Source organism: Corynebacterium sp. CMW7794, from assembly GCF_001563605.1.
Lineage (GTDB): Bacteria > Actinomycetota > Actinomycetes > Mycobacteriales > Mycobacteriaceae > Corynebacterium > Corynebacterium phoceense.
In genome coordinates this window covers 48,188-74,757 of sequence record NZ_KQ961738.1, presented here as the reverse complement: position 1 = coordinate 74,757, position 26,570 = coordinate 48,188, and the positions used below count along the sequence as shown (strand labels likewise).

Here is a 26,570-nt window from a genome sequence, read left to right as displayed (position 1 = left end):
CGCTGGCTCAGCTAGACTCGCAGTCGCACTGTTTAAACGCTAGGGGGAAGTGTCATGGGGGTTCTGTATCGCCGCACGCCCGGGGTCCGCATTATTGTGCGCGATCCCGGCGCCATCCAGTTCGGTTTCGACGCGACGCGCGCGGGGCTTATCGAAGTCGCCGATGCCGCCGCCGTGGCCCGTGCGCTGCGCCAGCTCGATGGTTCGGTCTCGCGCGAGCGCTTCGTTTATCAGCTGCGCGCGGCAGGCGTGGGCGACGGCGCTCCAAGCCTCGTGGACGAGCTCGTGTCCTTTGGTCTGTGGCAGCCGCTACGTCCGCCGGACGCCATCTACGTGCTGGGTATGTCTCCGCTTGCTCTACAGGTCTGCGATGCGCTGCGCGCGGATGGCTTCCGCGTGCGTCGGCCACGATTAGGCGAGCTCACCGCACACTACGTGCAGCGCATCGACCCGGACGTGCCCGTCCTGTGCATCGACGAGGACCGCCACATGGCCATGCTCGCGCGGATTATCCGCTCGATGCCCAGCACGTGGCTGCCGGTCACGACCTTCGATACCCGCGTGTTGCTGGGTCCCTTCCACACGCACGGCAAGGGGCCTTGCCCGCTGTGCTTTAGCCTGCACCGCACGGACGCGGACCCGCACTGGGTCACGGTGACGGACCAGCGGCATCCCACGGACTCGCTTGACTCCCTCGTGGCGCTGGCCGGTGTCGCGCACATCGTGGCCGCCGCGCGCCACCTCGTGGGAAGGCCAGGCCTGCCCGGCGCGACACCGGTGCGCTGGATGCCCGGCGAGGTACGCGAGATTGACGTCTTTGGCCGCACGCACCAGCAGTTCCTTGAGCCGCATGCGCGCTGCCCGGCGTGCTTCCAGGCGGAAGCCTAAAACGCACAAAACCCCGGCCTTGTGCGGCCGGGGCGGTGCGCGATGTATTAGGAACGGACGAGAGCCGCGTCCTCTGCATCCTCTGCGGACTCCGGGTCGAGGATGCCCGCAATGCCATCTTCGGCAGCGTCCCAGGTGTCCTTGTCCCAGATGCCGGCACGCTTGGCCACGATGGTGGCGGCGAGCGACTGGCCGGTGACGTTGACCGCGGTGCGGCCCATGTCGATGATGGGCTCGATGGCGAGCAGCAGGCCGACGCCGGCGAGCGGCAGGCCCAAGGTGGACAGCGTCAGGGTGAGCATGACGGTCGCGCCCGTCGTGCCAGCCGTAGCAGCCGAGCCAATGACGGAGACGAAGATGATGAGCAGGTACTGCGTGAGCGTCAGGTCAATGCCGTAGAACTGTGCCACGAAGATGGAGGCGATGGCCGGATAGACGGAGGCGCAGCCGTCCATCTTGGTCGTCGCACCCAGCGGGATGGCGAAGGAAGCGTACTCGCTGGGCACACCCATGGCGCGCTCGGTGACGCGCTCCGTCACGGGCATGACCCCCATGGAGGAACGGGTCACGAAGCCCAGCGAGAAGACCGGCCACACGCGCTTGTAGAAACCAAAAACGGACAGGCCGTTGAGCTTGAGCACCGCCGGGTAGACGACGCCGAGGACGAGTGCCAGGCCGATGTACATAGCGAGCACGAACTTGCCCAGGGAGCCAAGGGCGTCCCAGCCGTAGGTTGCGACGGCCTTGCCGATAAGAGCCGCGGTGCCAATCGGCGCCAGGCGGATGATCCACCACAGGATGACCTGGATGACCTTGAGGAAGGACTCGGTAAAGCGCAAGAACGGGTCCGCGGCCTTGCCAGCCTTCACAGCAGCGATGCCGATGGCCAGGGAGATAACGAGCAGCTGCAGCGCGCCAAAGCTCAGGGAGACCTCGCCATCGCTAAAGGATGCACCCAAGCCGATGAAGTTGCTGGGCAGCATGGACTGCAGGAATGCGGTCCACGAGCCGACGTGCGACGGGTCGGCGGCGGTAGCTGCATCGACGGAGGTGCCCACACCTGGTTTGAGAACGACGGCGACCAGGATGCCGACGAGTACGGAGAAGAACGCCGTGATGGCGAACCACACGAGCGTGGAAATGGCGAGCGAGGCCGCGTTGGTGACCTTGCGCAGGTTCGCCACGGAGGTAACGACCGCGGCAAAGATGAGCGGCGGGACCATTGCCTTGAGCAGCTGGACGTACGCCGAGCCGATGCCTGTGAGCGTCGTCGTCAGCCAGCTGGCGTCGTCCTCGGCGCGGCCGGCGTCCATGCCGGACGCGATGAAGCCCACAATCAGGCCGATGATAAGGCCCGCGATGACCTGCGCGCCGAAGCCGGTGGCCCAGCCCGGCAGTCCGCGCTTGGTCTCCTGCGGCTGCGCGTTCGCAGTGGTGGTGTTACTCATGAGGAGTTCCTTTAAACAGCTTTGTACATTATTGAACCGTCTCGGCTATAAATTTTAGACCGATCGGTTTATTTACTTTCGGTACAACAGCCTAACCCCTCGTGCGCATTCCACCAATGCGGAGCGATGTTCGTCACAGTCGCTCGCACGGCAGCTTCCCCCAAAAATCCCTCCAGCACATATAAGCCCCTCGCCACACCGGCGAAAGCGCCTCTATATGTGCTGGACGTAGATCTCATACTCCGCTAGCCGGTCGGACCGATGCGAGCGCCCCAAGGGTCGTCGTACTGACGGGTGAAATAGTGGTGCCATCGCGTCACCATGCGGTGAAGCCGGCCGGCTAGATTGGGAGACTTCGCCGTGGCGATTTGTTCCACGACATCGCCAAGATGGTGCGCGACGCACGTGCCTGTGTAGCGCAACGTGGTCCAACCGCGAAGGACAGCATCATTGTTCTTCCAATGGTCGCGCACGACGGCGTCGGGCTTGGAGTGAAACTCGAAACCGTTAATTTCGACCGCTACCTGCATGTCGGGGAGAACGATATCCCATAGATAATCACCGATAAAGAAATTGGTGTCCACTCGCATTCCCCGAGCCTTCAGTGCACGCGCGACCTTAGCTTCAGCCCCAGAGTCCGTGAACAAGGCAGCCTGCGTGAGCAACCCGTGGGTATGACGCGGAAGTCGCTCGAAGCCACTGCGGTGGCGTTCGAGCAGGCGCCGGCCGCGCGCGTGGGCATAGTGGTGCTCCAGCGCTGCGAGTGCGAGGTCTCGAGGAGTATCAGTGTCAAAAGCCAGCAGCGGATGATGCACGCGTAAGTCACCCGCGACCACATGGGTGCGCTGTGAGCGTCGTTTGACTGTGTAGAAAGCTGACGGCCCCAATTTCTGCCCGTATGCAACGCTCAAAGGGAATTCGAGCTCCTGTCCGAGATAGAGATGCGCCGCGCTCGTCCCAGTCGCGACAAGGCCCGGATGGCGGCGCTGCAACTCGTGCAAGAGTTCTACAGGCGTCGGCGTACCCCACACGTGAAAACCACGCGTGATGGCGGTGATTGTGCCTGCAGCAAGGTGTGTGCTCAGCTGATGGCACGTGAGACCAGAAACGATCTTCATATCTCCCCCGAGTTGTGCATTGAGCGTTGTGCCGTTCATCCTAACCCGGGAAGCGCGCCAACGCGCGCTAGCGGAAGTTCGACAGGATCTGCAGCACCTCGGCGCCGTAGTTATCCAGCTTCGTCGCGCCCACACCGGACACGCTGAGCAGCCCCGGGAAATCAGAGGGCATGGCTTCGGCGATATTCATAAGCGTCGCGTCGCTGAAGATGATGTACGGCGGCACCTTGTCCTGGCGGGCTCGGTCTGAGCGCCAGGCGCGCAACGAAGAGAAGACGTCCTCACTCATTCCACCGTCGCAGTGCTCGTGGCGGCCCAAGGCCTTCTCGTGCGGGGTGTCCAAGGCAAGGCGGCATACGCGGCAGCGCTTGGCGCGGGAAGTCCGACGGTTGCCGCGGGACTCTTCCAGCTCCGGCACGATGCCGTCGAGGAAGCGCGTGCGATTGCGCGTGGGCGCGGAATCCGGGTTCTTCGCCAGGGACCAGGAACACTGCAAGTGAATGCGGGCACGGGTCACGCCAACGTAGAAGAGGCGGCGCTCTTCTTCTACTTGCTCGTCGCCCGCGCGGATGGCGTGGCGAATGGGCATGGAGCCTTCCTGCAGACCGACGAGGAACACGGCGTCCCACTCCAAGCCCTTGGCGGCGTGGATGGAGGACAGCGTGACACCCTCGACGGTGGGCGGCTGCTTATTGGCCTGGCGCTGCTGAAGCTCCACGCATACGCCTGGCAAGTCGATGCCCGGGGCGTCGTGGACGATCTGCTCCACAAGTCCCACGAGCGCGCGCAAGGACTGCCAGCGCTCGCGTGCCTGAGCGCCGTCCGGTTCCGCAGCGGATAGGCCCAGCGGAGCAAAGGCCGCGCGCGCGATTGCCACGGGGTCATTGGGCAGGTCCGTGCGGCGGGTAGCGCGGATGAGCTCGCCCACGGCCTCGCGGACCTCGGAGCGCTCGAAGAAGCCCTCGCCACCGCGAACCTGGTAGACCACGCCTGCATCCGCAAGCGCTTCTTCAAAGGCGACGGACTGTGCATTGGTGCGGTAGAGAATCGCGATTTCCGAGGCCTTCACCCCCTCGTTGAGCAGGGTAAGAATCTGGCCGGTGACCTCACGGGCCTCGGCCGGCTCGGACTCGTAGGCGTGGTACTGCGGCTCCGGACCCGCCGGACGCATACCGGTGAGTTGGAGACGCGTGCCCGCAATGCGGCCATGTGCCTTAGCGATGACCTCATTCGCGAGATCCGTGATCTGCGGCGTCGAGCGGTAGTCGCGCTGGAGCTTGACCACCGTGGCGTTTTCATATGTGCGCGAGAAGTCGAGCAGGAAGCCCGGAGTTGCGCCGGTGAACGAGTAAATCGTCTGGTTGGCGTCACCGACCACGGTGAGGTCGTCGCGCTCCCCCAGCCAAGCATTCAACACGCGCTGTTGGAGCGGCGTGACGTCCTGATACTCGTCCACGACGAAGGTGCGGTACTGCTCGCGGAACTGCTCGGCAACACCTTGCGAGTTCTCAATCGCGCCCGCGGTATGGATGAGCACGTCCGAGAAATCCAAGAGCATGCCTTCCGGCTGCGTCTTCATCTCCTCGTAGCGGCGATAGGCCTGCGCGACCTTCGCCGGGTCCGAGGGAGTCTTGCGCTGGTACTTCGCGGCGGCAGCCGGGTACGCGTCGGCCGAGACGAGGAAGGACTTCGCCCAGTCAATCTCGCCGATGATGTCGCGGATCATTTCCGTGGACGGCTCCAGCCCCGCCGAGCGCACGGCACGCGCGACCATCGGGAACTTGTTACTCAACAGCTTCCACGGCAGGTCGCCCACAATCTGCGGCCAGAAGTACTTGAGCTGGCGCATGGCCGCCGCGTGGAAGGTACGCGCCTGCACGCCGCCCACCCCCAGCTGGCGCAGACGGTCGCGCATCTCGCCCGCCGCGCGATTGGTAAAGGTCACGGCGAGCACGCGCTGGGGGCTCACCATACCTTCGTCGCAGAGGTGCGCGATGCGATAGGTAATCGTGCGGGTCTTACCAGTGCCCGCACCAGCTAGGATGCACACCGGGCCACGCGGCGCGAGGGCCGCTTTTAGCTGGTCCTCGTCGAGGACAGACAAATCAAGCGCCACTGTTGTACCACTCCATGATCATTCTGTGTGCGATCGAACCGGGCGCCGCAAGCGGGACGCGCGGCAGCTCTGCGCGGGTCACCCAGCGGATCTCCGTAAGCTCCCCGTCGGTCTCAGCGACGGGCTCAAGGTCATTCGTCTGGCCCCAGAAGCCGAGCATGATGCTTCCCGATGCCGCCCACGGCTGCGAGCCCCAATACCGGACGTCGTGCACGCGCCGCCCCGTTTCTTCGAGCACCTCGCGTATAAAGGCTTCCTCGAGGGTTTCCCCCACATCGACGTAGCCGGCAGGCAGAGAGAAGAAGCCGCTGCGTTGCGCGTTGCGACCGAGAAGCAGATACTCGCGGTGGGTAACGACGCCGATGACGGCGGGATCGAGACGCGGGAAGACCTCAAGGCCCGCGGGCGTGCGGCCCACGATATTGCCGGAGGTATAGGTGAGCTCCTCGCCCGTGGACGGGTGGAAGTTATTGAGCTTGCGGTTGCGCCACAGCGCTACGCCGCGAGTGACGACGCGGTCGTGGGCGAAGTCCACCGGACGCAGCGTTTCGTAACCGGGGTGGGCCTCGAGGAATTCCCCGGTGACCTCGACGACGTGGTAGCCAGGCACAATCTTCACGGCCGGGCCGACGGTGGCTGCGCCACCACCAGGCAGGGCCGGCAGCTCGGGTAGCCAGACGGCTTCACCGTCCGGTTGGGCGACCACGAGGCCGCGCGCGGTGACGAGCAGAAACATGCCTTCCCCCTGGCTAGTCATGGGTTTTAATCATCATCCTCGTCGTCTTCGTCATCGTCCGTGAGCGGATCGTTGACGCTCGGCAGGTCATGCTTGATGTAGAGCAAGCGGTCGCCGGGCTTGAGCGCGGCGGCATCGTTAGTGTCGACGCGGTGGACCTCGTTATTACGCAGGACGGCGAGCACGATATCGGCGAGGTGGCGCGGGTTGGAGCCCACCTCGAAGTCGCGGACGGGACGCTCGGCAACGGAGAAGCCCTCGTTCGGGGAGAGCAGGTCCTCCATCATCTCCACCACGTTTGGCGTGACGGTGGCCAGGCCAAGGAGGCGGCCGGCGGTCTCCGCAGAGGTCACCACGTTGTTCGCGCCCGACTGCAGCAGCAGGTGGCGGTTCTCCGACTCACGGACAGACGCCACGACATTGGCCCGCGGCGCAAGCTCGCGCACGGAGAGCGTGCACAGCACCGCGGTATCGTCCGTGGACGGTGTCACGACGATGGAGCCCGCGTGCTCGACGCCGGCGATCTTCAGCACATCTTGCTTGGTACCCGAGCCGTAGATGGTGACCAGGCCGTGGTGCTCCGCGTTGGCGAGTGCCGCACGGTTATTGTCGATGACCACGATCTGGTTGGATGGCACGCCGTCCGCCAGCAGTGCGGCGACCGCGCCGGCGCCCTTGGTGCCATAGCCGATGACGACGGTGTGGTTCTTCAAGTTTTTCCTCCAGCGCTGGATTTCAACGGTCTTGCGGGTCTTTTCCGTCAGTACCGACAACGCGGTACCGACCAATAAAACAAGGAAGATAAGGCGGGCAGGGGTGATGATGATGAGGTTAACCAGGCGCGCTCCGGCCGAGACCGGGACGATATCGCCGTAACCCACTGTGGTGAGCGAAACGGACGAGTAATACGCCGCGTCGAGCATGGACAGGTTTTCAGAGTAGCCGTCGCGGTCGAAGTAGACCACGAGCGTGACAAAGATGAGCAGTAATAACGCCCACCACAAACGTCGCGCCAGCAACTTCCACGGGCTGTCAGTATGCGCGTGCGGAACGGTGATGACGTCAAGCAGGCCGTGATCCGGAAGGTGGTTGAGCTCAACCTGCGCCTTGATGCGTCGCGAGAGACGCCGGCCCATGCGCCGGGTTCTTCCGTTAGCCACGCCGAGACACCTTCCTTGCACGAAGACAGAAAACCTATAAGAGACAGTAAACCAGCTACCCTACCCTAGTCGCGCCGCAACGATTCACCAACCTTCTCACTCCTTATTCAACACGGCTCATTACGCGCGACGGCCACGCTGCGGACGCCGAACCTCAAGCAGCGCGGCGAGCTCCGCCCCTTGCGGCAGGTCCTCCGGCTGGAACGTGTCGTTGTCCGCGACGTAGTGGAACGCCGCCGCGACGGGCTTGCCATCGCGAGCGAGGCGACGCCACGCCTCGGCGTAGACCGCAAGCTGGATCTCCGCGTCGTGCAGGTCCCGGCCGGTGGGACGCCGGCCGGTCTTCCAGTCCACGATGAGCCAGCTGCCGTCCGGCTGCGCAAAGACGGCGTCCATGCGCCCGCGCACCACGGCGTGGCCCACGGTGATTTCAAAGGCCTGCTCCACGTAGTTCGGCGTCCGGTCCGCCCACGCAGACTCGAGGAACGCGTCCTTGAGCTCCTCCAGTGTTTCTTCCGGCACCGGCTCGCCGATGCCCGGCAGCTCCTCTTCACCGATGAGCTCACCGCCGCCAAAGCGGTCCTCGAGCCACGCGTGGAACGCCGTGCCGCGCTTGGCATACGCATTCGGCTTAAACGGCACGGGGCGACGCTGGCGGCGCGCAAACATGAGCTGGTCCTTCGAAATCGCCACGAGGTCCGAGGCTGTTAGCTCCGTGGGGACCTCGACCTCCACGACGGGCTCCTGCAGCGCGGCGTATTCCTCGATGAGCGCAGAAGCCTCGGACTCCCATTGCTCATAGAGCTCACCGGCACGCGCTGGCGGAAGCTCCCCGTCCGCAGCGGCGTCCATGGCTGCGGCAACGCGCTCGGCGCCAGCGAGAACCTCCGCCCGCGGGGCGAGCGCGGGGAAACGTCCTTCAGCCACGCTGTCGTCGACGGCAGGCTCAACCGGATCCACCGGCACCTCCCAGTGCACGACGAGATCCGGGTGCGCCGCGTGGAGTCTCTCAAGGTACTCGTACGGGCCCTTCTTCGCCTTGCCCCTCGCGCGGTTGGTACCGGAACCGGTGATGGTGAGCGTCTCCTCCGTGCGCGTCATCGCGACGTAGAACAAACGCGCGGCCTCCTCGGCCTGGCCCTGACGGTCGGCCTCGATGAAGGCCTTGCATGCCTTTTCGAATTCGCCGCGGTGCGTCGCGTCCCCGGCGTCGATGACATCATCGTCGCCCGGGACCTTCTCCATGACGGTAAGGAACGTCGAGGCCTGCGCTTTATACGTCGTCGAATCCGCATGCAGGACGCACACGTGCTGGAACTCGAGGCCCTTGGCCTTGTGCGCGGTCATGATCTGCACACGGTCGTGGCGCACGGGGACCTCGCCAGGCTTCAAGCCCTTTTCGTGCTCGCGCGCAAGCGCCAGGTAGTCGAGCAGGCCGGTAAGGCTCGCGCCCGTGTAACCAGCGACGACGTCTGCAAAGCTGTCCAGGTGCGTCGTGCCGCCCGCCTTGCCGCGCGCAAGGACCTCAGTACGGATATTGAAAAGCGCCTCGATGTCGGCGAAGATATCGCCCAAGGTCTTGCCCAGCGAGTACGTGCGCAGGTGACGCAGCTTCGCGGCGAGCTCCTCAATGCGAGCCAGGCCCGCCGGGGTGTAGCGCTCGCGCTCGGCGAGGTCGGCCACCGCGTCGCCCAGGCCCGGCACCTGGTCGGGGCCCTCCTCGATGAGTTCAGCGAGCTCCGCGCGCAGGTGCTCCACGGGGTCCGAATCCGCGGACCAGCGCACGCGCTCGGACTGCAGGTCAGCGAGATTGCGCGCACGGCCTTCGAGCGCCAATAGATCCTCCAGCCCCAGCCCCACGAGAGGGCCGGCGAGGATGCGCAGCGCCGCCGCCGTATCCTGCGGTCGCACAAGCATGGTTGCCAGCGCCACGAGGTCCTGGATCTCCGGCTCCCAGAGAAGTCCGCCCAAGCCCACAATCTCGTTGGGCACGCCGCGCGCATCGAGCGCCTGCGCGATGGCGGCCGAATGCGCGTTGGCACGCACAAGCACGGCTGCGCGGAACTCGCCGCCGTCAGCTTCCTTGTACTTTGTGCGCAGGTGGTCCGCGACGAATGCGATCTCTTCTTCCTCCGTCGCGAAGTAGCCCAGCTGAATCTCGCCGGGCTCGGCGCCCGGGCGCGCGGAAAGCGGATCCACCGGGCGTGGGCCGGAGCCGAAGACGCCGGTCGCCACGTCATTGGCCAGATCAAGCACCCGCGAGGGGTTGCGCCACGACGTGGTGAGCTGGTCCTTGGGCGCGGGCGAGCCATCCGCCTGCGGGAAGTCCTCCACGAAGGCGGCGAGGTTCTCGCTCGTGGCACCACGCCAGCCGTAGATGGCCTGCATGGGGTCGCCCACGGCAGTCACCGACAGGCCCTCGTGATAGCCGCCGCCGTAGAGGCCGCGCAGGAGCACGCGCTGGGCATGCGAGGTGTCCTGGTACTCGTCGAGGAGGACCACGCGGTAGCGGGCACGCTGCTGCGCGCCCACCGCGGGGTGCTCCGTGGCGAGCTTGGCCGCGGCAGCCATCTGCTCGCTAAAGGTGGTCACGCGCAGCTCGGCCTGACGCTCCTTGAGCTGGCGCAGCAGCGGCAGGTATTGCACGCGCAGGCGCTGCTTGTGAAGATACTTCTCCAGGTTCTGGCTGTACTCATTCTTCGAGCGCGGGGACTTGTCCAGGCTCGCGAGCTCCAGACGGAAGGCGCGCTCGTGTTCCTCGATGTCCGCAGGGTTTGACAGCGCCGAGTCCATGGAGTTGGACAGCGCGAGCAGCGTCGCGACCACCGTGGAGACCGTCTCATGAGCGATGAGCTCCCCATCCCAGTTGGTGACCACTTCGTGGGCAATCGCGTAATGCTCCGCGTCCGTGATGATCCGCGCGGTGGGCTCGACCGGCACGAGCAGGCCGTACTCGCACACAAGGTCGCCCGCGTACGAGTCGTACGTGGAGACATTCACGGCCACATTCTCCACGGCCTCATAAGCCGGGCTGCCCGGCACGAGGAGCCCTGAGCCACGCAGCGTGAGCAGCTGGCGGCGGATGCGCTGCTCGAGCTGCTGCGCCGCCTTGCGCGTAAACGTGAGGCCCAGAACCTGTTCGGGGCGCACCAGGCCGTTGGCCACGAGGTAGATAACGCGCGAGGCCATCGTTTCCGTCTTGCCCGCACCCGCGCCGGCGACGACGAGCTTGGGGCCGAGCGGCCCCTCGATAACCTTGGCCTGCTCCGCGGTGGGCGGGAACTTCTTGCCCAGGCCGCGCGCGAGTTCGATGGGATCAAACTGGATCTCGGAGTTAGTCGACATCGGTGACCATCCTTCCTTCCGGGCGCACCGGGCATAAGGTGCGCACCTGGCAGCTATCGCACGTGGGGTTAATCCGCGCGGTAACCTGTGGCCCGCGCATTTCCTGGACGAGGCCCGGCAAGTAATCCGCGAAGGCCTGCAGCTCCTCCGGCGCCCATGCGGCTTGCTCCCGCACGGTGACGTCCTTGGCCTCGCTCGCCGGGTAGAAGAGCACGCCGCCGCCACGCTCGAGTCCCTTGCCGTCAGCCACGCGGACCTCGCCGTTGCGTTCCGTGAGCGTGCCGTGGGCCAGGGCCAGCTGATACGTCGCCAGCTGCGCGTGGTCCTGGGCTTCGGGGCCCGTCACGGCGTGCTTGCCGGTCTTGAGATCCGCCACGTAATACGCCGGGTTGTCCGCGTGATCGCGTTCCAACCGGTCGATATAGCCGTGAATGGTCACGCCTTCGGCGACGGTGACGTGGACGGGCACCTCAACGCCCACGAGTTCGAAGGCGCCACGCGTCTGCGCCACCCAGGCGCGGGTGCGTTCGAGAAGCCGGTCGAACTGGGCGAGCTCAAAGTCGCGCTTCCACGCGGGTACATCGAGGATTTCCGCGAACGCACCGCGCGTAAGCTCAGCGGCCTCCGCTGCGTTAACGCCGCGGCCGAGGGCCTCGAGGAAGGCGTGCGCCATGGAACCACGCAGCAGCGCCATGGGCGTGCCTTCCTCCTCGCCGACGTTGCCCAGCACCGCGTTGAGCGGACACGCCAGCAGAGATTCCACGCGCGAGGGCGAGACGGTGGGCGGAATGCGCAGCTCGCCTTCCGATGCCACCGCACGGGCGCCCCACCACTGCGCCGGGTCAGCACCTGGCACGCCAGCGTGGGCCAAGCGCGCGAGCTGGCGGGTGGCCTGCTCGCGCTGGGTCTCTTCGGCCTCGGGGTCACAGACGATCCGGCGCAGGTGCGAAACAAAGGACGGCACGGACAGCACAGAGGTGACGAGCGGATTGAGCTCGCCCGGTTCCTCGCCCGCGCCACCTTTGAGGACGAGGCGCGGCAGATCCACGCCGACCGCCATTCCAGCGCCCGGCGCGTCTGGCACGTTGAGCCCCAGCTCGCGCGCCACGGCCGTGCGGCGCAGGCGCTCGTTCGCCTCCCGACGCGCAAGGCGGCCGGGCAGGTCGAGTCCCTGACCGGCGAACTCCGCAATAAAGCGGGAGGGCTCGAAGACCTCGTCACCCTCGGGAGCATCGATGGCGGCGATGAGCAGGCGCGCGCGGTGTCGCGACGTCGCGACGTGAAAGAGGCGACGCTCCTCCTGCAGGCGCGCGGCGAGGTGGCTCACCGGGACGTCCGGCTCAATGCCCTCGTCGAGGTAGTCGATGAGGTCTTCCTGCCCGAAGAGGGAGCCGGTCTCCCCCAGCGACGGCCACGTTCCTTCCTGGGCGCCGACGACCACGACGGTATCCCACTCGCGCCCCACAGCGCCGTGAGCGGAGAGGACCTCCACGGCCTGTGGCGTGGCGGAACGGCGGTCGCGCACGCCGGTGGGCAGCTCTTGTTCCTCGATGCTGATAAGGAAGGACTCGAGTGGCGCGTGCGGGTAACGCTCCGCGTAGTCGCCTGCCGCGTCGAAGAGCGCCATCATGGCATCCAGGTCGCGGTCCGCCTGGGAACCCGTCGCACCACCGCGCAGCGCTGCGGCCTGGAGACGGTCCGAGAGTCCCGTCGCGGACCATACAGCCCACAGCACGTCCTCGATGCTGCCGTCCAGTGCCGCGCGTCCGGCGTCGAGCACGCCGCGTACGCGCTCGAGGATGGCCTGCTCGCGGCCGGTGAGCAGACCACCGAAGTCCGGCAGCTCGCCGTCCAAGACCTCGCGGAGCGAATCGATGCCGCGGACCGTGGGGCGCCAGCGGCGCAGGCCGCGAATGAGGCGGCGCAGCGTCACGGGATCCGCGCCACCCACAGGGCCGGTGATGAGTTCCTCGAGTCCCACGTTGTCGAGCGGATCCGTGAGCGCCCGGACAGCCTGCAGCACCGCGGAGACGAGGCGCTGCTCTGAGAGCACGACGTCCGTGGGGCTGATGTGAACGGGCACGCCCGCGGCGAGCAGCGTGCGGCGTACCTGGCCGATCTCTCCGCCGCCACGCACGATGACGGCGATGTCCCCCCACGCCACGCCGTCTTCAAGGTGGCGGCGGCGCACGGCGTCCGCGACGACGTCGCGCTGCGTCGCGCGCGAGTCCGCGATCGCGATGCACGCGGGCGCGGGACGCCGGCGCGGCTCGTCCAACACGAGCTCGTGGACGGTGGGAAGCGCCGTGGCAAAGTCATCGAGGAATTCCTCATTCGCGCCACGGAAGGCAAAGACCGCCTGGTCCGGGTCGCCGCCCACGACGGCGAGCTCGGCCGAGCGCGCGAGCTCCGTGACCATGGCGCCGGAGAGGGGATCGAGCAGCTGCGCGTCGTCAACGATGACGGTGTGCCAGCGGTGCTCCGCCGTGAGTTGCGGCTGCTCCGCGACGATCGCGACAAGCTCCGCGGCGGAAAGCGACTTGCGGCCCGAGAGCGCCATGACCTCTTCATATTCGCGCATGAACCGGCCAGCGGCCGCCCACATGGGGCGCCGCCACTGCGTGCCCAGTTCTTCCAGGCGCGCCGGCGAGAGCCCACGCTCGTGCGCGCGGAGCATGAAGTCACGCAGCTGACGGGCAAACCCCACCATGCCGAGCGCCGGGCGCACGCTCTCCGGCCAGTCCACGCCCCCCGCGTCGACGTGGCCAGCGAGCAGCTCGCGGATGACGGCGTCCTGCTCTGCACCGGTGATAAGCCGCAGCTCATCGTCCATGCCGCCGCGCAGCAGTGCGAAGGCGAGCGAGTGGACGGAGCGGACCATGGTCGACGCCGCCGCATAATCCTCGAGCCGGCGCGCGATCTCGCGGCGCAGCAGCGCGCCCGATTCCTTGGAGGGTGCGACGACGAGGATGCCCGACGGATCTGCACCGGCCTCGATGCGCGCGATGACGGTATCGATGAGCAGGCTCGACACCCCCGTGCCCGCGGCTCCCGTCACACGCCACGCGCCGCGCTCCGGCAGGTCAAAGCCCCATTCGCGGTCCGCCGTGGATCCCACGGCAGCGGGGATGAGCCGCACCTCCGGCGAGGGCGGCAGCAGCACGCCAGTGCGCACCGCGCCGGTTGGGTCATACGCGTTCATACGGGTCCCACCTTTCCCGCCCTGCGGACGCTCCGCGTGGCGGCTGACAATCTGAACTTAAGCCAGTGTGCCACTCACCCGCGACACGAGGAGATCCTCCACCTCCGAGATCTTCGCACGCGTGTTCGCGCTCGCGGCGGGGTGCAGGTTATTCACGTGCCGACGGTAGGCCGCCGCACGCAGGAGGAGATGGTCGAAGCCCGCGATATACGCGAAGCGATCGCAAATGCCCGGATCCACCGCGTCGTTGATGAGCCCGTCCACGCACACGAGCGCCGTCGTATAGCCCCGCGGGCGCGGCGCCGCGGTGGGCACGATGTCGACGATGGTGGGCGGATTGGCGCCAGCGAAGATGGTCGTGGCGAGCAGGTCGGCGTGGCCGACGCCGAGCACGGGGGCATCAGCAAGCTCGGCCTCGGTGGCGGAGTAGGCCTCACCAGTCTCCTCCCACGCGGCGAGCTCGGCGCGCGCGAAAACATCGTCGCGCTGGGCCGGCAGAATGAGCCCGCTGAACTGCACCATCGCCGTGGCGAGGGCCTCCTCGACGCGCAGTCCCAGCTGCGCGGTCTCGTCCACGCGGCGCGCGAGCTGGCCCTCGACGAATTTCGTGGCCTTCCAGCCACCCACCGTGTGGCGGCCATTCGTGGCGAGCACAGGCCGGGCCACGCGGGCGCCAGCCACGGCGAGACGCTCACGGACCTTCGCGGACCAGCTAGCATAGGGCCCGGCCTGTGAGTAGACAACATCGCCGTAGCGCCAGCCGTTATCCCAGGCATAGCCCATGTGCTCTGGGCGCGCGGCGTCCTTCACAGGCGCGCGGAAAGCATAGAGAACGAGGTCATCGGGCTGAGCCATGCGGGAATCCTTAGAAGTTGAGACTGAAGTTTTACGCGGGGGCGTGGACGTCGAGGTTGGACGGATTGGGGTACGGCCACGGGTTGGGATGGCAGGTATCCGGGTTGTCCGGGTAGACCTCACCCGGTTCCTTAGCGAAGAGATCCGAGTTCTTCAGGCTGATGGTCTGCTGCATCATGATCGGCGCGAGTGCCCCATCCGCACCGCAGGGCTGGTGGGCGGCGTATCCGATGGCGTGGCCGAACTCATGGTTGATGAGGTACTGGCGGTAATTGCCCAGGTCACCCTCGTAAGGCAGGGCACCGCGGACCCAGCGAGCCTCGTTGATAATGACGGTCGACGGCCCCGTGATCGTCGTGTGGCACGAGGTCTCGGTCTCCAGCTGCGCGCCGCACAGCTCCGCGGTCGTGGTGAGCGAGGTGAGACGGATGATCGTGTCCGGATTATCATCCGCGGCGACGTGGATGAACTTGAACGCCTTGTCATTCGACCACGAGCGCGGGTCAGACAAGGTGGCGTCGACCATCGCAGCAAACGCGTCATCCCCGCCGTAAGGCGCAGAGTCGATACCGTCTTCGACCTCGATGGCGTAGCGCACCGTGCGCTCCGTGCCCTCGCCGAATTCCAGACCCGGCGTTCCTACCTCGTGGTAGGTCTTCTTCCCTGTTTCCGTAAACGCGCCGCCGGCAGGCAGCTCGTCCTTGGCCTGCTGGACCGCCGCGGAGTGCGCGGGGTCTGGGCCCTCGGCTGGGCTTTCCGATGCCCCCTCAGTCGCCGGCGCGTAGGTCCCCTCGGCGATGGACGCCGTGGGCTCCGCGTCGGGACGGAACACGTCCACGAGGACCCAGACAGTAATAATGGCCATCACAGGGATGGCCACTACGCGCCACCAGCCGTAGTCCTGGGCGAAGCGCACGATGGGATGGGTACCGCGCGCCTCACGTGCCTGCGGCCGGTGTGTGTTCGTCATGAACACATACTTTAGACGGGCTTATGCGCCCGCAAAACCGACGGTGGTCGGCTTCGTCACGCCGATCTCCGCGTAGACGACGCGATCGGTGCGGATGATGTACTTGCGGCCCTTGTCGTCCGCGAGCTCCAGCACGGAGTTATCCGCGAGCGCACCGTTAATCTGCTGGCTCAGCTCTTCCTGCGTACCCTCGGAGCGAATCACGAGCTCGCGTGCGGTGTCAGCGAATCCAATGCGGATATCCATACCAATTCTCCTTATATGTTCATCATGAGGTTTGATGGCCCCACTATAGCCCCACCCGCTACTATCGAGGTGTGTCTGAAAAGCAGCCTCAAGCCTCCACCACGCCCACGTTCGCGGAGCTCGGTGTCGCCGCAGAGATCGTCGATGCCCTGGCCAGCCGCGGAATCACGCACACGTTTGCCATCCAGGAGCTCACGTTGCCGATCGCGCTCAGCGGACACGATCTCATCGGTCAAGCCCGCACCGGCATGGGCAAGACGTTGGGTTTCGGCGTCCCACTCCTCGACCGCGTCTTCGACGACGCGGACATCGAGGAGCTTGACGGCACTCCGCGGGCGCTCGTCGTCGTGCCCACGCGCGAGCTCGCCGTCCAAGTGGGCGAGGACCTCACACAGGCCGCTGAGGACCTGCCTATCACCGTCGCCACCATCTACGGCGGCCGCCCGTACGAGGCTCAGAAGGAACTGCTCAAATCCGGAGTCGACGTCGTCGTGGGCACCCCGGGCCGCCTGCTCGACCTGCACTCTCAGAAGGCGCTACACCTCGACCACGTGGCCATCTTGGTGCTCGACGAGGCAGATGAGATGCTCGATCTCGGCTTCCTGCCGGATATCGAAAAGCTGCTCGAGGCGCTCCACGGCAATCCGCACCAGACCATGCTCTTCTCCGCGACCATGCCCGGGCCCATTGTGACGCTTGCGCGCACGTTCCTCACCAAGCCGGTGCATATCCGCGCCGAGGGTGCCGAGGAATCCTTCACGCACGAGCAGATTAAGAAGGTCACCTTCCAGGCCCACAAGATGGACAAAGGTGCCGTCCTCGCCAAGGCCCTCCAGGCCGAGGGCCGCGGCAAGACCATCATCTTCACCCGCACCAAGCGCACCGCCGCGGAGGTCTCCCACGATCTCGCCCAGCGCGGCTTTACCGTCGGCGCCGTCCACGGCGACCTCGACCAGAAGGCCCGCGAGCGCTCCCTCCAGGCCTTCCGCGACGGCGAGGTCGACATCCTCGTCGCCACGGACGTCGCCGCCCGCGGCATCGACATCGACGACGTCACACACGTCTTCAACTACCAGGTCCCGGATGACCCGATGACCTTTATCCACCGCATCGGCCGCACCGGCCGCGCGGGTCACTCCGGCACGGCCGTGACCCTCGTGGGCTACGACGAGCTACCCAAGTGGCAGATCATCAACGACGAATTCGATCTGGGTCTGCCTACCCCGCCGCAGTGGTTTAGCACCTCCCCCGAGCTCGCCGAGGCCCTCGCTATCCCCGAGGACGTTTCTGAGACCGTCGGCCCTGCCACTAAGGTTATCGGGGCACCGCGTAGCCGCTCTCAGCGTGACGGCGGCCGCGGTTCCGCCCGCGACTGCGCTCGCCGCTCCGGCTCACGCACGCGCACCCGCACTACCCGTTCTCGAAGCTCGAGGAGCCGCCGCCGATGAGCCGCACCCCCATCCTGTCCGCCAGCCGCAAGGACTGGATCGCCACCGGCGTCATCACGGCCGTGTGCGCTCTCGCGGTGGGCGGCGCGTATTTCACGTCTGATATCCGCAGCGCCGCGCTCACCACGGAAAACACCCCTGGCGACGTGGAGGTCCAGGTCCTCGCCGAGGCCCCCAATAAGCTCGCGGAAGCCTACACGCTCGATAACGCCGGTGTCCCCGGCGAGCACAAGCCGCTCGTCACCGCCGGGCTCGTCATCACCAACGACGCGCGCACGGTCCATGCCACCAATCAGGATGGCTCTGAGGCGTGGTCCTACTCGCGCAAGAACGACGACATCTGCTCGCTCGGCACCGCCTGGAACAAGGTCGTCGTCACCTACCGCACCGGTGTGGGCTGCGGCGACGTTGTCTCCATCGATGCCGCTACCGGTCAGTACGCCAACACGCGCAGCGCCATCAACTCCGAAGACGTCGTCTCCGTGACGTCCAATGACCGCATCGGCACCGTGTCCACCGATCGCATTGACCTCTGGCGCTCGGATCTTGTGCGCACCGTCGAATACGGCGACGTGGAGGCACCCCAAGAGCCCGACATGCAGCCCAACGCGGACTGCACGATCAGCTCCGCGCTCACGCGCACCGAAAACGTGGCACTCACCGAGTCCTGCCCCAACGAGTCTGGCACCTGGATGCGCCTGATGAAGGGCACCCCGGAAGACTCCCGCAAGCCGGAGGTCACCACCAACGTGCAGCTACCCGAGGACGGCGCGCGTCTCGTCGCCATCGGCCAGGAAGCCGCCACCGCCTACGTGCCTGGCCCCACGCCCGCCCTGCGCTCCTTCGACAAGACCGGCACGGAAACCGCCACCCGCACCGTAGCCGAATCGCCCGCAGTGACTGAAGGCACCACGCCCTTCGCCCCGGCCACTGCGGATCTTCCGCACCACATGACCTGGTTCGACGGCACTCGCCTGTATCTGTTTACGCCAACGGAGCTCAAGGTCGACCGCGTCTTCGAGGACGCCATCGGCACGCCCGTCGCCGTGGGCGAGCGCATGCTCATGCCCACCAACAAGGGCATCGCCGTCGTCGACTGGACCACCGGCGAGACCGAACGCACCATCCCCGTCGACCGCGGCGGCTACTCCGGCCCTGTCTACCTCGCCATGGCCGGCACCACCATCGTCGAGTCCCGCGGCGCACAGACCGTCGTCCTCGCCGCCTCTTAACTCTCCTACATACAGAAAACTCCCCACAATCTGGTTTCTGATTTCTCAGTCCGGATTATGGGGAGCAGTTCATCCTGGTGGGGAATTGTGGATTCTGCTCAGCGCGTAGCTCTCAATAGAGACCTCGGAGCGCTCTAGTAATGCGAGGCGCGCTTTAGTAGTGCGAAGCCGCCCACTGCGTCGAGGCAGGCACGAGCATGAGCAACCACAGCGCCACCGCGGCCGAGAGAAGCACGAGCACGCCCAGCGCAATGGCACCGCCACTCATCATCTGGAACGAGCTCGCCGCGAGGATGAATTGTACGAGCACAATCGCGCCGCGCCCCCAGCGCTTACCCTTCACCATGGCCACGGCGCCGAAGATAACGAAGCCGAATACGATGAACAAGAATATCGCCGTTCCGGTGCCGACCCAGCCGCTGGCCGCGGCATCGGAGACCATCGACTCATTCTTCGCACCCGTGACGTCACGGATGATGAGCACAATGCCAAAGATGATCACGGCGATGGCCTGCACCACGGCGATGCCGGCGCCGATGAGCACAGGTTGCGGCGCACGTTCTTTTTCCGGCGCGGCAGGGCTTGGGACGGGACGCTTCTTCTCATTCACGCGGACTATCTTAGCCACCGCAACGGCGTGCGCCGCCCACCGACCGACCGTCCTTGCCTTACTGGTTGCACGCCTGCGTACCTGCGCCCGCACGCACCGACACACCCACGCATGTATGAACGCGTCTCCACTTTCCTCGTTTCGTGTACGCGTCCACGAGTTTGCCCAGCTGGGACGAATGTAATTCATACGCAAGCCACCGTTTACCTATCCCAAACGCACATCACATCCTCAACCTAGGACGCAACGGGGGCAACGGTTAAATGACAGATTTGACCTCAGAGCACTCATCCCACTCACCCCACCACAACAAAAACCCAAGGTCACACGATTTTAGGTCAGCCTAATTCGTCTCAAATATGCTTTTGCCAACAAATGCATAGGGGGTAAATCCAGTGACGTTTACCACAATTTACCCCCTAACCCTAGCCAAGCCTGAGTTTTCGTGCGATTATCTTCAAGTACCGCAAAACAGGGAACGGTTAACCGCCCCTTAACTGCAGATTAACCTCCGAGAGGAAGTTAGTCTTCACCGCGAATGTTGCCATGGCGGCGTCGACGCGGCCTGGGCCTCGGATTTCTCCGCGGCTTGCAGGCCCCACTGCTCGCAGACCGGCCATTCGCACCTTATCCACTACAACCCGAGGTTCGTTGGCGCGTCCGCGTCTCGCACCTTCATCACACCGCTGTCAAAATTTGTTAGGAGATTTCAATCATGGATTGGCGCCACGAAGCTGTTTGCCGCGACGAAGACCCCGAGCTGTTCTTCCCGGTCGGTAACTCCGGCCCTGCCCTTACCCAAATCGCAAAGGCCAAGCTGGTCTGCAACCGTTGCCCGGTTGCTTCCCAGTGCCTCAAGTGGGCGCTCGAGTCCGGCCAGGATGCCGGCGTCTGGGGCGGCATGTCTGAGGAGGAGCGCCGCGCTCTCAAGCGCCGCCGTAACCGCGGCCGTGGCCGCGCTCGCGTCACCGTCTAAAATCTCTTAACCCGCCGCGATTTCCCCACCGGCACGTCCAAACACTAAAGTCTGTGGGTAAGTAATTATCCGCTCACCAAATTAAACAAGGAGGCCGCACATGTCGAAGCGTGGTCGTAAGCGTAAGGACCGCCGTAAGAAGAGTGCAAACCACGGCAAGCGTCCTAGCGCATAAGCACAGCATGTAAAACAAGGGCCCGACCTTTTGGTCGGGCCCTTGCTGTATGTCAAGCCATGTGACTGAGGCGATTTCCTCCTCACACCTAGAGATACTTTGACGCCTCACGCACGGACAGCGGCGCCATCTCGGCGCGGTGCGCGTCGACGAAAGCACCCACCCAGTCGGGATTCGTCTTCGAGTAATCGCGCAAGGCCCAGCCAATCGCCTTATTGATGAAGAACTCGCTCGAACCGAAGTTGGCTTCGATGATCTCAGCGAGCAGCTCGGTGTCCGTGTGCGTCTTTCGGCCACGCTGGTGGTCGATGGCAATGCGCCGCAGCCAGAAGTCCTCATCGCGCGCCCAGGCCCGCAGCACGTCATTGACGGAAGGATCACGCAGCGCGATGTCCCCCGCTACTTTGTCGAGCACGTCGATGGAATCCCACCAGGCCTTGGACTGTGCCAACGCGCGCAGACGCGGCACGTCAGCAGCGGACAAGCGCCCGCGGACCGCCACGAGGTAATCCAACGCGACGTACTGATACTCGCGCTCGTCCGCGTCCCAGCAGGCGTCCACGAAGTCCCAGTCCACGCCAGATTGAGCGCGCAGTTCTGTGAATACCGGCTTCGCGGCCGCGCGCAGCGCCGGGCGCGGAATGCCCAAGAAGGCGAAGCGCCCCCGCATGTAGGAGGACATGGCAGGGGCACGGGTGGCATCGGCAAGCAATGCCAACGCCGCAGAGAGTGCGGCGAACGTTACTGAGTCCACCGGACCTCCGTGCGGGAGATCTCAATGGTGATCTTCTGGCGTAATTGCTCAGGGGCTTGGGCGCCGCCGCAACACTTGCGGACCATGGCACGCACGATCTCCTCGGCCGCGAGGCGCTCAGAGCATTCCTGGCACTGCGCGATGTGCTCACGGATTTCCAGGGCGCGGGCCCGGCTCGTGTTCTCATCGAGGAGCTCACAAAAGAGAGCCTGAACCTCCGGGGAGGTACACGCGCCGCAGTTATGTCCTTGTGCGTGTTCCATTACTTATCCTCCATATCCGGGTGGTGCAATCCAATGCCTTGTTCGCGGGCTACGTCCTTCAACGCGCCGCGCAGTAATTTTCTTCCACGATGGAGGCGCGACATGACAGTTCCCAGCGGAGTGCCCATCACTTCCGCGATTTCCTTGTACGCCAACCCCACGACATCCGCGTAGTAGACCACCATGCGGTAGTCCTCCGGAAGGTCATTCATCGCATCCGAAATCGCACCATCCGGCATGCCGCGCAGGGCCTCGACCTCAGCGGATTCCAGTCCAGACGAGTCGTGTCCAGACGTGGTGTAGAGCTGCGAATCCGTGAGCTCATCCGCGGAGGACTCGTGCGGACGTCGCTTCGCCTTGCGGTAGGAGTTGATGTACGTATTCGTCATAATGCGGTACATCCACGCCTTGAGGTTGGTGCCCCGCGTGTACGAGTCAAAGGAGTTATACGCCTTGAGATAGGTCTCCTGGACCAAATCCTCCGCGTCCTGCGGGTTGCGCGTCATGCGCAGCGCGCCGCCATAGAGCTGGTCGAGCAACGGCATGGCCTGTTCCTCGAAGCTCGGGCTCTTTTCTTGTGTAGCCACGAAGTAGCAGTCCTCCTTTTTCTACTTACGCTGTTGAACCTCTACCCTACTGTTATGGCTAAGAAGAAGCCGCATGCGGCTACCCCGGCACTGAAAATCCTCGAAGACGCGGGCGTCGCGCACTCCGTTTCGACGTTTGAGGGCGGCACCGATCATTTCGGTGATACCGCGGCCGAAGCGCTGGGCATCGACCCCGACCGCATCTTCAAAACCCTCGTCATCGACCTCACCGCGGGCAAAGGCCCCAAGCGCGAGCTCGCCGTGTGCGTGCTGCCGGTGAGCCACCAGCTCTCCCTCAAAAAGGCCGCAGCCGCCTTTGGCGTCTCCAAGGCCACCATGGCCCAGCCTGCCGATGCCTCCAAATCCTCTGGGTATATCCCCGGCGGTATCTCCCCGCTCGGCCAGAAGCATGTGCTGCCCACGGCCATGGACGAGACGGCGCTGCTCTTCGACACCGTCTTCTTCTCCGGCGGCAAGCGGGGACTGGACATCGAGATGAACGCCGAAGACCTGCTGAAAATCCTCGACCTGCAGTTCGTCGACCTCGAGGCCGAATAGCGCTCTTGGAATCCGGCGGCGCGCCAGCGCCGCCGCTAGAACAATTTCTTCTCCGCGGGCCCCTCGATGAGCTCCGCGTAGTCATTGCGCACATTGCCCACCGCCGGGTCCGCCGGACGTGTGTGGAATCCGCGTAGCCCGCTGGGCTGGAGCAAGTCCTCGCTCGTATCGCCCTCGAGCCACGGGCGAATCTCCTCGGGCAGGAGGAACTTGGGCAGGCGGCCGTGGAGCCACTCCATCTCCTCCGTCGCCGCCGTCGTCACCATCGTCGCCGACAGCTTATCCAGACCGGTGGCCCAGAGTCCGGCCGCCCACAGCTGACCTTCGGGTGCGGTGACGTGATACGGCTGCTTCTTTCCGTCTTCGCCCGTGTGCCACTCGTAGTAGCCGTCGAGCGGGATGATGCAGCGGTTCTTCTTGTACGCGTCGCGGAAAGACGGCTTGGTCGCCACGGTCTCCGCCCGCGCGTTGAACAGCGGCGGGCCCTGCTCATCCTTCTTCCAGTGCGGCAGCAAGCCCCAGCGTGCAGGCTCGATGGCGGCGAGCGTCTCCTTCACGCGAATGATGGGGATGGTCTGCGTGGGCGCAATGTTGTAGCGCGCCGGCGGCAGGCTCTGCGGCGCGTGGACTTCGCTCACGCCGGGCCACTGCCCCACGGCGTCGAGAAGGGACTCGGGTTGGAATAAGACAAAGCGTCCGCACATGCCCTCTATTATGGACTGCATGCCAGATTTATGGACAGCCCCAGTCGCCCCCAGCCCGCTCGATGCCACCGTGCGCGTGCCGGGTTCGAAGTCCATCACGAACCGCGCGTTCATCCTCGCGGCGCTCGCAGACGGCCCCTCGGTCCTGCGCGCCCCGCTCGTCTCGCGCGACACGGACCTCATGTCCGCGGCGTTGCGCGCCATGGGCGTGGGCGTCGAGCAGGCCACCGGCGCAGACGGCGTCCCCGAGGTGCGCCTCACCCCAGGCCCGCTCCACGGTGCCACCATCGACTGCGGCCTGGCCGGCACGGTCATGCGCTTCCTGCCGCCGCTGGCCGCGCTTGCCAGTGCCCCCGTCACCGTCGACGGTGATCCCCAAGCGCGCCTGCGCCCCATGGGCACCATTCTCCAGGCGCTGCGCGACCTCGGCGTCGAGGTCGAGGGCGACGCGCTGCCATTTACGGTAACCTCGCACGGCATTCCGGAAGGCGGCACCGTCACTGTGGACGCCTCGGGCTCCTCGCAGTTCGTCTCCGGCCTGCTGCTCTCCGCGCCGCGCTATGCGCAAGGCATCACGGTCGTCCACGAGGGCGGCACGCTACCGTCGCTGCCCCACATCGAGATGACGTGCGCCATGCTCCGCGAGGCAGGCATCACCGTCGAGGAACACGCTGACGAACCGCGTCCATCCTGGACCGTTCACCCCGGCCCCATCGCCGCGCGCACGTGGGAGATCGAACCGGATCTTTCCAACGCCACTCCGTTCCTCGCCGCGGCGGCCGTCGCCGGCGGCACGGTGCGCATCCCCGGCTGGCCGTCCGCGACGACGCAGCCAGGCGACGCCATCCGCGGCATCCTCGCCGAGATGGGCGCCGACGTCGCGTTGTCTGACGGCGTACTCGCTGTCACGGGCCCCGCGGGCGGGCGTCTGCGCGGCATCGAGCGCGATATGGGCGACATCGGCGAGCTCACGCCCACTGTCGCGGCGCTATGCGCGCTCGCGAACACGCCGTCGCGGCTCACGGGCATCGCGCACCTGCGCGGCCACGAGACGGACCGTCTCAAGGCTCTCGCGACGGAAATCAACAACCTGGGCGGCCGCGTGACCGAGCTGTCCGATGGTCTCGCCATCGAACCGGCGCCGCTGCACGGCGGTGAATGGCATTCCTACGCGGACCACCGCATGGCGACGGCAGGCGCGATCCTCGGGCTGCGCGTGCCGGGCGTCGAGGTGGAAAACATCGCGACGACCTCAAAGACGCTGCCGGGATTCGAGCACATGTGGGAGGACATGCTCCATGGGTAGAAACGCCCGCGGACGCTCCGCCCGCGACTACGACGAGTCCGACGTCCACATCCGCCCGGGCAAGGGATCGCGCCCGCGCACGAAAGATCGCCCCAAGCACAAGGACGCGAAGTTCGGCATGGTCATCACCAAGGATCGCGGCCGGTGGGGCGTGGCCCTCGATGACGGCCCCGTGGTGGTCTCCATGCGCGCTCGCGAGCTCGGTCGCACGCCCGTCGAGGTCGGCGACCGCGTCGGCGTCGTGGGCGACACCACGGGCCGCAAGGACACCCTCGCGCGCATCGTAAAGCTCGCGGAGCGCACCTCGGTCCTGCGCCGCACGGCGGACGACACAGACCCGTATGAGCGCATCGTCGTCGCGAACGCGGACCAGATGCTCATCGTCACCGCCGTGGCCGACCCGCCGCCGCGCTCCGGCTTCGTCGAGCGCGCCCTCATCGCGGCATTCGTGGGCAACGTCTCACCCATTCTTTGCCTCACGAAGACGGACCTCACGGACCCCACCCCGTTCGCAGAGGAATTCGCGGACCTTAACGTGCCCGTCGTCTACGCCGGCGTCGAGGACGGCCTCGAGGCGGTCGAATCCGCCATCGATAACCACATCACCGCACTCATCGGACATTCTGGCGTGGGCAAGTCCACGCTCGTCAATCGCATCGTTCCCGACGCCAACCGCGAGACCGGCGAGGTCTCCGCCGTGGGCAAAGGCCGCCACACCTCCACGCAGTCTGTCGCGCTGCGTCTGCCCGGCGCGCCTGGGCCTTCTGGCTGGATCATCGATACCCCGGGCATTCGCTCCTTCGGCCTTGCCCACGTCGACGCGGATACCGTTATCAACGTCTTCGAGGATCTCGCCGCCGCGACCGAGCAGTGCCCGCGTGGTTGCACGCACGCCGGTCCCCCAGCAGACCCCGAATGCGGACTCGACGATCCGGAGCTCGTCCCGCCCGAAACCGCCACGGCCCGCCGCCGCGACGCCGTACGCAAACTGCTCGCCGCGCTGCGCACCAACGTCGAGTGGGAGATGTAGCCAGGCGGCAGCCTCCCTGCCGCGAAAGCAAGAACGGACCGAGTGACTCGTGCTAAGCTAATCGGTCCGTATGCGTTCAGCGAGAGCCGGTTCTTAGAAGGGAAGCTTCACGTTGCCCAGGTTGATTCCACCGTGCGAGACAACGTACGCAACGCCAGTGAATGCCGCCGTGCCCAAGAGCCCCAACAAGGTGTAGAGCAACTCATCCGGCATCTGGGACGAGGTGTTGGCTGCGTCCTTGGAGTTGCCGGTGTCCGGCTTGGTCTCGACGCTGTCATCTTTGGACGAATCGTACGGTTTGCCGTTCGCGCAGGCGTCGAGGGCATTCTTGTACGCCTTCTCGTGCTTCTGGATCTGCTTGATGACGGCAACGTTGCCCTTGTAGAGCGGAATGTCATCCTCAGCGACAGTCTGCGCATCCAAAGCATCCTGCTGGTCCTGCATGAGGTACACAAGGCCCTGAGCGCCGTTGAGCTTTTCGTCAAAGCTCGACTTCGTCTTCTTCGCATCCTTGATGTCGACGGAGAACGGCATGACCGATTCCTCGTTGACGTTATTCTTCTGCTCGACCGCAGCGTCCCACTCCTCCTGTTCGGAGAAGTTGAGGTTGAACTTACACGTCTTCTGGGACACGGAGGTGTCCAGTGCGGTGGCCGGGGCGACGAACAAAGTCGCGGCCACAGCGACGGAAGCGAGAGACGCAACAATGCGAGAACGATACATGAGAGGTTTCCTTTCGGGCGGTAGTCACTTTCACCCTATCAAGGACCCCTCTCCCTCCGCGGGGACTCCCCACATCTGTTGGGGCCACGGTGCCACTGTGTGCGGGGCACACAACGAACG

The 26,570-nt window shown here is 65.5% G+C and carries 24 protein-coding genes; 8 read left to right on the top strand and 16 right to left on the bottom strand.

What is annotated here, in order from left to right; translation table 11 throughout:
* The first annotated feature begins 54 nt into the window (after window positions 1–54).
* Window positions 55–888, top strand: coding sequence for a hypothetical protein (locus tag HMPREF3227_RS07135; protein ID WP_066485519.1), 834 nt, complete (start codon window positions 55–57; stop codon window positions 886–888).
* A 47-nt stretch (window positions 889–935) separates the two neighbouring features.
* Here HMPREF3227_RS07135 and HMPREF3227_RS07130 read toward each other — a convergent pair whose 3' ends face one another.
* The 10 genes from HMPREF3227_RS07130 to HMPREF3227_RS07085 all read right to left on the bottom strand — a co-directional run bounded on the left by HMPREF3227_RS07130 (window position 936) and on the right by HMPREF3227_RS07085 (window position 16,084).
* On the bottom strand, window positions 936–2,336 hold the full coding sequence (locus tag HMPREF3227_RS07130) for a dicarboxylate/amino acid:cation symporter (protein WP_066511702.1): 1,401 nt from the start codon (window positions 2,334–2,336) through the stop codon (window positions 936–938).
* Window positions 2,337–2,581: 245 nt separating this feature from the next.
* Window positions 2,582–3,454 carry an endonuclease domain-containing protein gene (locus tag HMPREF3227_RS13295; protein WP_196131487.1) on the bottom strand — a complete coding sequence of 291 codons (873 nt, stop codon included), beginning with the start codon at window positions 3,452–3,454 and terminating at the stop codon, window positions 2,582–2,584.
* Window positions 3,455–3,521: 67 nt separating this feature from the next.
* The gene (locus HMPREF3227_RS07120; protein WP_066485503.1) at window positions 3,522–5,570 is read right to left on the bottom strand and encodes an ATP-dependent DNA helicase UvrD2; all 2,049 of its coding nucleotides are present in this window, start codon (window positions 5,568–5,570) and stop codon (window positions 3,522–3,524) included.
* Window positions 5,560–6,327 carry an NAD(+) diphosphatase gene (locus tag HMPREF3227_RS07115; protein ID WP_230384195.1) on the bottom strand — a complete coding sequence of 256 codons (768 nt, stop codon included), beginning with the start codon at window positions 6,325–6,327 and terminating at the stop codon, window positions 5,560–5,562. Before HMPREF3227_RS07115 ends, HMPREF3227_RS07120 begins: the two co-directional genes overlap by 11 nt.
* Before the next feature lie 5 nt (window positions 6,328–6,332).
* Entirely contained in the window at window positions 6,333–7,442 is a 1,110-nt protein-coding gene (locus tag HMPREF3227_RS07110) for a potassium channel family protein (protein WP_066485499.1), read from the bottom strand.
* 144 nt (window positions 7,443–7,586) lie between these two features.
* Window positions 7,587–10,811, bottom strand: a complete 3,225-nt coding sequence (locus HMPREF3227_RS07105; protein ID WP_066511694.1) for an ATP-dependent helicase — start codon at window positions 10,809–10,811, stop codon at window positions 7,587–7,589.
* Entirely contained in the window at window positions 10,801–14,013 is a 3,213-nt protein-coding gene (locus tag HMPREF3227_RS07100; RefSeq protein ID WP_082750296.1) for an ATP-dependent helicase, read from the bottom strand. Before HMPREF3227_RS07100 ends, HMPREF3227_RS07105 begins: the two co-directional genes overlap by 11 nt.
* A gap of 57 nt (window positions 14,014–14,070) precedes the next feature.
* Window positions 14,071–14,868 carry a hypothetical protein gene (locus HMPREF3227_RS07095; RefSeq protein ID WP_066511693.1) on the bottom strand — a complete coding sequence of 266 codons (798 nt, stop codon included), beginning with the start codon at window positions 14,866–14,868 and terminating at the stop codon, window positions 14,071–14,073.
* Between the two features lie 31 nt (window positions 14,869–14,899).
* On the bottom strand, window positions 14,900–15,838 hold the full coding sequence (locus tag HMPREF3227_RS07090; protein ID WP_066511692.1) for a DUF3152 domain-containing protein: 939 nt from the start codon (window positions 15,836–15,838) through the stop codon (window positions 14,900–14,902).
* A 21-nt stretch (window positions 15,839–15,859) separates the two neighbouring features.
* Entirely contained in the window at window positions 15,860–16,084 is a 225-nt protein-coding gene (locus tag HMPREF3227_RS07085; protein WP_066485487.1) for a DUF3107 domain-containing protein, read from the bottom strand.
* A 71-nt stretch (window positions 16,085–16,155) separates the two neighbouring features.
* Here HMPREF3227_RS07085 and HMPREF3227_RS07080 point away from each other — a divergent pair, with 71 nt between their 5' ends.
* The gene (locus HMPREF3227_RS07080) at window positions 16,156–17,532 is read left to right on the top strand and encodes a DEAD/DEAH box helicase (RefSeq protein ID WP_066511685.1); all 1,377 of its coding nucleotides are present in this window, start codon (window positions 16,156–16,158) and stop codon (window positions 17,530–17,532) included.
* On the top strand, window positions 17,529–18,764 hold the full coding sequence (locus tag HMPREF3227_RS07075) for an Rv3212 family protein (RefSeq protein ID WP_066511682.1): 1,236 nt from the start codon (window positions 17,529–17,531) through the stop codon (window positions 18,762–18,764). Before HMPREF3227_RS07080 ends, HMPREF3227_RS07075 begins: the two co-directional genes overlap by 4 nt.
* 154 nt (window positions 18,765–18,918) lie before the next feature.
* On the opposite strand, the gene HMPREF3227_RS07070 is transcribed toward HMPREF3227_RS07075, so the two are convergent.
* Window positions 18,919–19,374, bottom strand: coding sequence for a YbjO family protein (locus HMPREF3227_RS07070; RefSeq protein WP_066485472.1), 456 nt, complete (start codon window positions 19,372–19,374; stop codon window positions 18,919–18,921).
* 715 nt (window positions 19,375–20,089) lie between these two features.
* Here HMPREF3227_RS07070 and HMPREF3227_RS07065 point away from each other — a divergent pair.
* Both HMPREF3227_RS07065 and HMPREF3227_RS14000 read left to right on the top strand, forming a co-directional pair.
* Entirely contained in the window at window positions 20,090–20,350 is a 261-nt protein-coding gene (locus tag HMPREF3227_RS07065; RefSeq protein ID WP_066485471.1) for a WhiB family transcriptional regulator, read from the top strand.
* Window positions 20,351–20,450: 100 nt separating this feature from the next.
* On the top strand, window positions 20,451–20,525 hold the full coding sequence (locus tag HMPREF3227_RS14000) for a 50S ribosomal protein bL37 (RefSeq protein ID WP_096030696.1): 75 nt from the start codon (window positions 20,451–20,453) through the stop codon (window positions 20,523–20,525).
* A gap of 88 nt (window positions 20,526–20,613) precedes the next feature.
* On the opposite strand, the gene HMPREF3227_RS07060 is transcribed toward HMPREF3227_RS14000, so the two are convergent.
* Genes HMPREF3227_RS07060 through HMPREF3227_RS07050 form a run of 3 tightly spaced genes read right to left on the bottom strand, consistent with a single transcriptional unit; the run spans window position 20,614 to window position 22,129 of the window.
* On the bottom strand, window positions 20,614–21,279 hold the full coding sequence (locus HMPREF3227_RS07060; RefSeq protein ID WP_068801499.1) for a DNA alkylation repair protein: 666 nt from the start codon (window positions 21,277–21,279) through the stop codon (window positions 20,614–20,616).
* The gene (rsrA, locus tag HMPREF3227_RS07055) at window positions 21,267–21,542 is read right to left on the bottom strand and encodes a mycothiol system anti-sigma-R factor (RefSeq protein ID WP_066511679.1); all 276 of its coding nucleotides are present in this window, start codon (window positions 21,540–21,542) and stop codon (window positions 21,267–21,269) included. The genes HMPREF3227_RS07060 and rsrA overlap by 13 nt, the downstream gene beginning before the upstream one ends.
* The gene (locus tag HMPREF3227_RS07050; protein WP_077210037.1) at window positions 21,542–22,129 is read right to left on the bottom strand and encodes a sigma-70 family RNA polymerase sigma factor; all 588 of its coding nucleotides are present in this window, start codon (window positions 22,127–22,129) and stop codon (window positions 21,542–21,544) included. Before HMPREF3227_RS07050 ends, rsrA begins: the two co-directional genes overlap by 1 nt.
* 54 nt (window positions 22,130–22,183) lie before the next feature.
* On the opposite strand from HMPREF3227_RS07050, the gene ybaK reads away from it, so the two are divergent.
* On the top strand, window positions 22,184–22,687 hold the full coding sequence (gene ybaK, locus HMPREF3227_RS07045) for a Cys-tRNA(Pro) deacylase (RefSeq protein WP_066511676.1): 504 nt from the start codon (window positions 22,184–22,186) through the stop codon (window positions 22,685–22,687).
* A 35-nt stretch (window positions 22,688–22,722) separates the two neighbouring features.
* Here the strand turns inward: ybaK and HMPREF3227_RS07040 are convergent, their stop codons facing one another.
* Window positions 22,723–23,391 carry an SOS response-associated peptidase gene (locus HMPREF3227_RS07040; RefSeq protein WP_066511673.1) on the bottom strand — a complete coding sequence of 223 codons (669 nt, stop codon included), beginning with the start codon at window positions 23,389–23,391 and terminating at the stop codon, window positions 22,723–22,725.
* On the opposite strand from HMPREF3227_RS07040, the gene aroA reads away from it, so the two are divergent.
* Window positions 23,390–24,697: a 3-phosphoshikimate 1-carboxyvinyltransferase gene (aroA, locus tag HMPREF3227_RS07035; RefSeq protein WP_066511671.1), complete on the top strand. Its 1,308-nt coding sequence runs from the start codon at window positions 23,390–23,392 to the stop codon at window positions 24,695–24,697. The two genes, HMPREF3227_RS07040 and aroA, sit on opposite strands and share 2 nt — an antisense overlap.
* Window positions 24,690–25,727 carry a ribosome small subunit-dependent GTPase A gene (gene rsgA / locus HMPREF3227_RS07030; RefSeq protein ID WP_066485452.1) on the top strand — a complete coding sequence of 346 codons (1,038 nt, stop codon included), beginning with the start codon at window positions 24,690–24,692 and terminating at the stop codon, window positions 25,725–25,727. Before aroA ends, rsgA begins: the two co-directional genes overlap by 8 nt.
* Window positions 25,728–25,820: 93 nt before the next feature.
* Here the strand turns inward: rsgA and HMPREF3227_RS07025 are convergent, their stop codons facing one another.
* Entirely contained in the window at window positions 25,821–26,450 is a 630-nt protein-coding gene (locus tag HMPREF3227_RS07025) for a hypothetical protein (RefSeq protein WP_066485448.1), read from the bottom strand.
* Window positions 26,451–26,570 lie beyond the last annotated feature (120 nt).

What these genes read in the sequence shown, in the direction of transcription:
- HMPREF3227_RS07135 (WP_066485519.1), top strand. Translation starts at nt 55, where the DNA reads ATGGGGGTTCTGTATCGCCGCACGCCCGGGGTCCGCATTATTGTGCGC.
- HMPREF3227_RS07130 (WP_066511702.1), bottom strand. Translation starts at nt 2,336, where the DNA reads ATGAGTAACACCACCACTGCGAACGCGCAGCCGCAGGAGACCAAGCGC.
- HMPREF3227_RS13295 (WP_196131487.1), bottom strand. Translation starts at nt 3,454, where the DNA reads ATGAAGATCGTTTCTGGTCTCACGTGCCATCAGCTGAGCACACACCTT.
- HMPREF3227_RS07115 (WP_230384195.1), bottom strand. Translation starts at nt 6,327, where the DNA reads ATGACTAGCCAGGGGGAAGGCATGTTTCTGCTCGTCACCGCGCGCGGC.
- HMPREF3227_RS07110 (WP_066485499.1), bottom strand. Translation starts at nt 7,442, where the DNA reads ATGGGCCGGCGTCTCTCGCGACGCATCAAGGCGCAGGTTGAGCTCAAC.
- HMPREF3227_RS07105 (WP_066511694.1), bottom strand. Translation starts at nt 10,811, where the DNA reads ATGTCGACTAACTCCGAGATCCAGTTTGATCCCATCGAACTCGCGCGC.
- HMPREF3227_RS07100 (WP_082750296.1), bottom strand. Translation starts at nt 14,013, where the DNA reads ATGAACGCGTATGACCCAACCGGCGCGGTGCGCACTGGCGTGCTGCTG.
- HMPREF3227_RS07095 (WP_066511693.1), bottom strand. Translation starts at nt 14,868, where the DNA reads ATGGCTCAGCCCGATGACCTCGTTCTCTATGCTTTCCGCGCGCCTGTG.
- HMPREF3227_RS07090 (WP_066511692.1), bottom strand. Translation starts at nt 15,838, where the DNA reads ATGACGAACACACACCGGCCGCAGGCACGTGAGGCGCGCGGTACCCAT.
- HMPREF3227_RS07085 (WP_066485487.1), bottom strand. Translation starts at nt 16,084, where the DNA reads ATGGATATCCGCATTGGATTCGCTGACACCGCACGCGAGCTCGTGATT.
- HMPREF3227_RS07075 (WP_066511682.1), top strand. Translation starts at nt 17,529, where the DNA reads ATGAGCCGCACCCCCATCCTGTCCGCCAGCCGCAAGGACTGGATCGCC.
- HMPREF3227_RS07065 (WP_066485471.1), top strand. Translation starts at nt 20,090, where the DNA reads ATGGATTGGCGCCACGAAGCTGTTTGCCGCGACGAAGACCCCGAGCTG.
- rsrA (WP_066511679.1), bottom strand. Translation starts at nt 21,542, where the DNA reads ATGGAACACGCACAAGGACATAACTGCGGCGCGTGTACCTCCCCGGAG.
- ybaK (WP_066511676.1), top strand. Translation starts at nt 22,184, where the DNA reads ATGGCTAAGAAGAAGCCGCATGCGGCTACCCCGGCACTGAAAATCCTC.
- aroA (WP_066511671.1), top strand. Translation starts at nt 23,390, where the DNA reads ATGCCCTCTATTATGGACTGCATGCCAGATTTATGGACAGCCCCAGTC.
- HMPREF3227_RS07040 (WP_066511673.1), bottom strand. Translation starts at nt 23,391, where the DNA reads ATGTGCGGACGCTTTGTCTTATTCCAACCCGAGTCCCTTCTCGACGCC.
- rsgA (WP_066485452.1), top strand. Translation starts at nt 24,690, where the DNA reads ATGGGTAGAAACGCCCGCGGACGCTCCGCCCGCGACTACGACGAGTCC.
- HMPREF3227_RS07025 (WP_066485448.1), bottom strand. Translation starts at nt 26,450, where the DNA reads ATGTATCGTTCTCGCATTGTTGCGTCTCTCGCTTCCGTCGCTGTGGCC.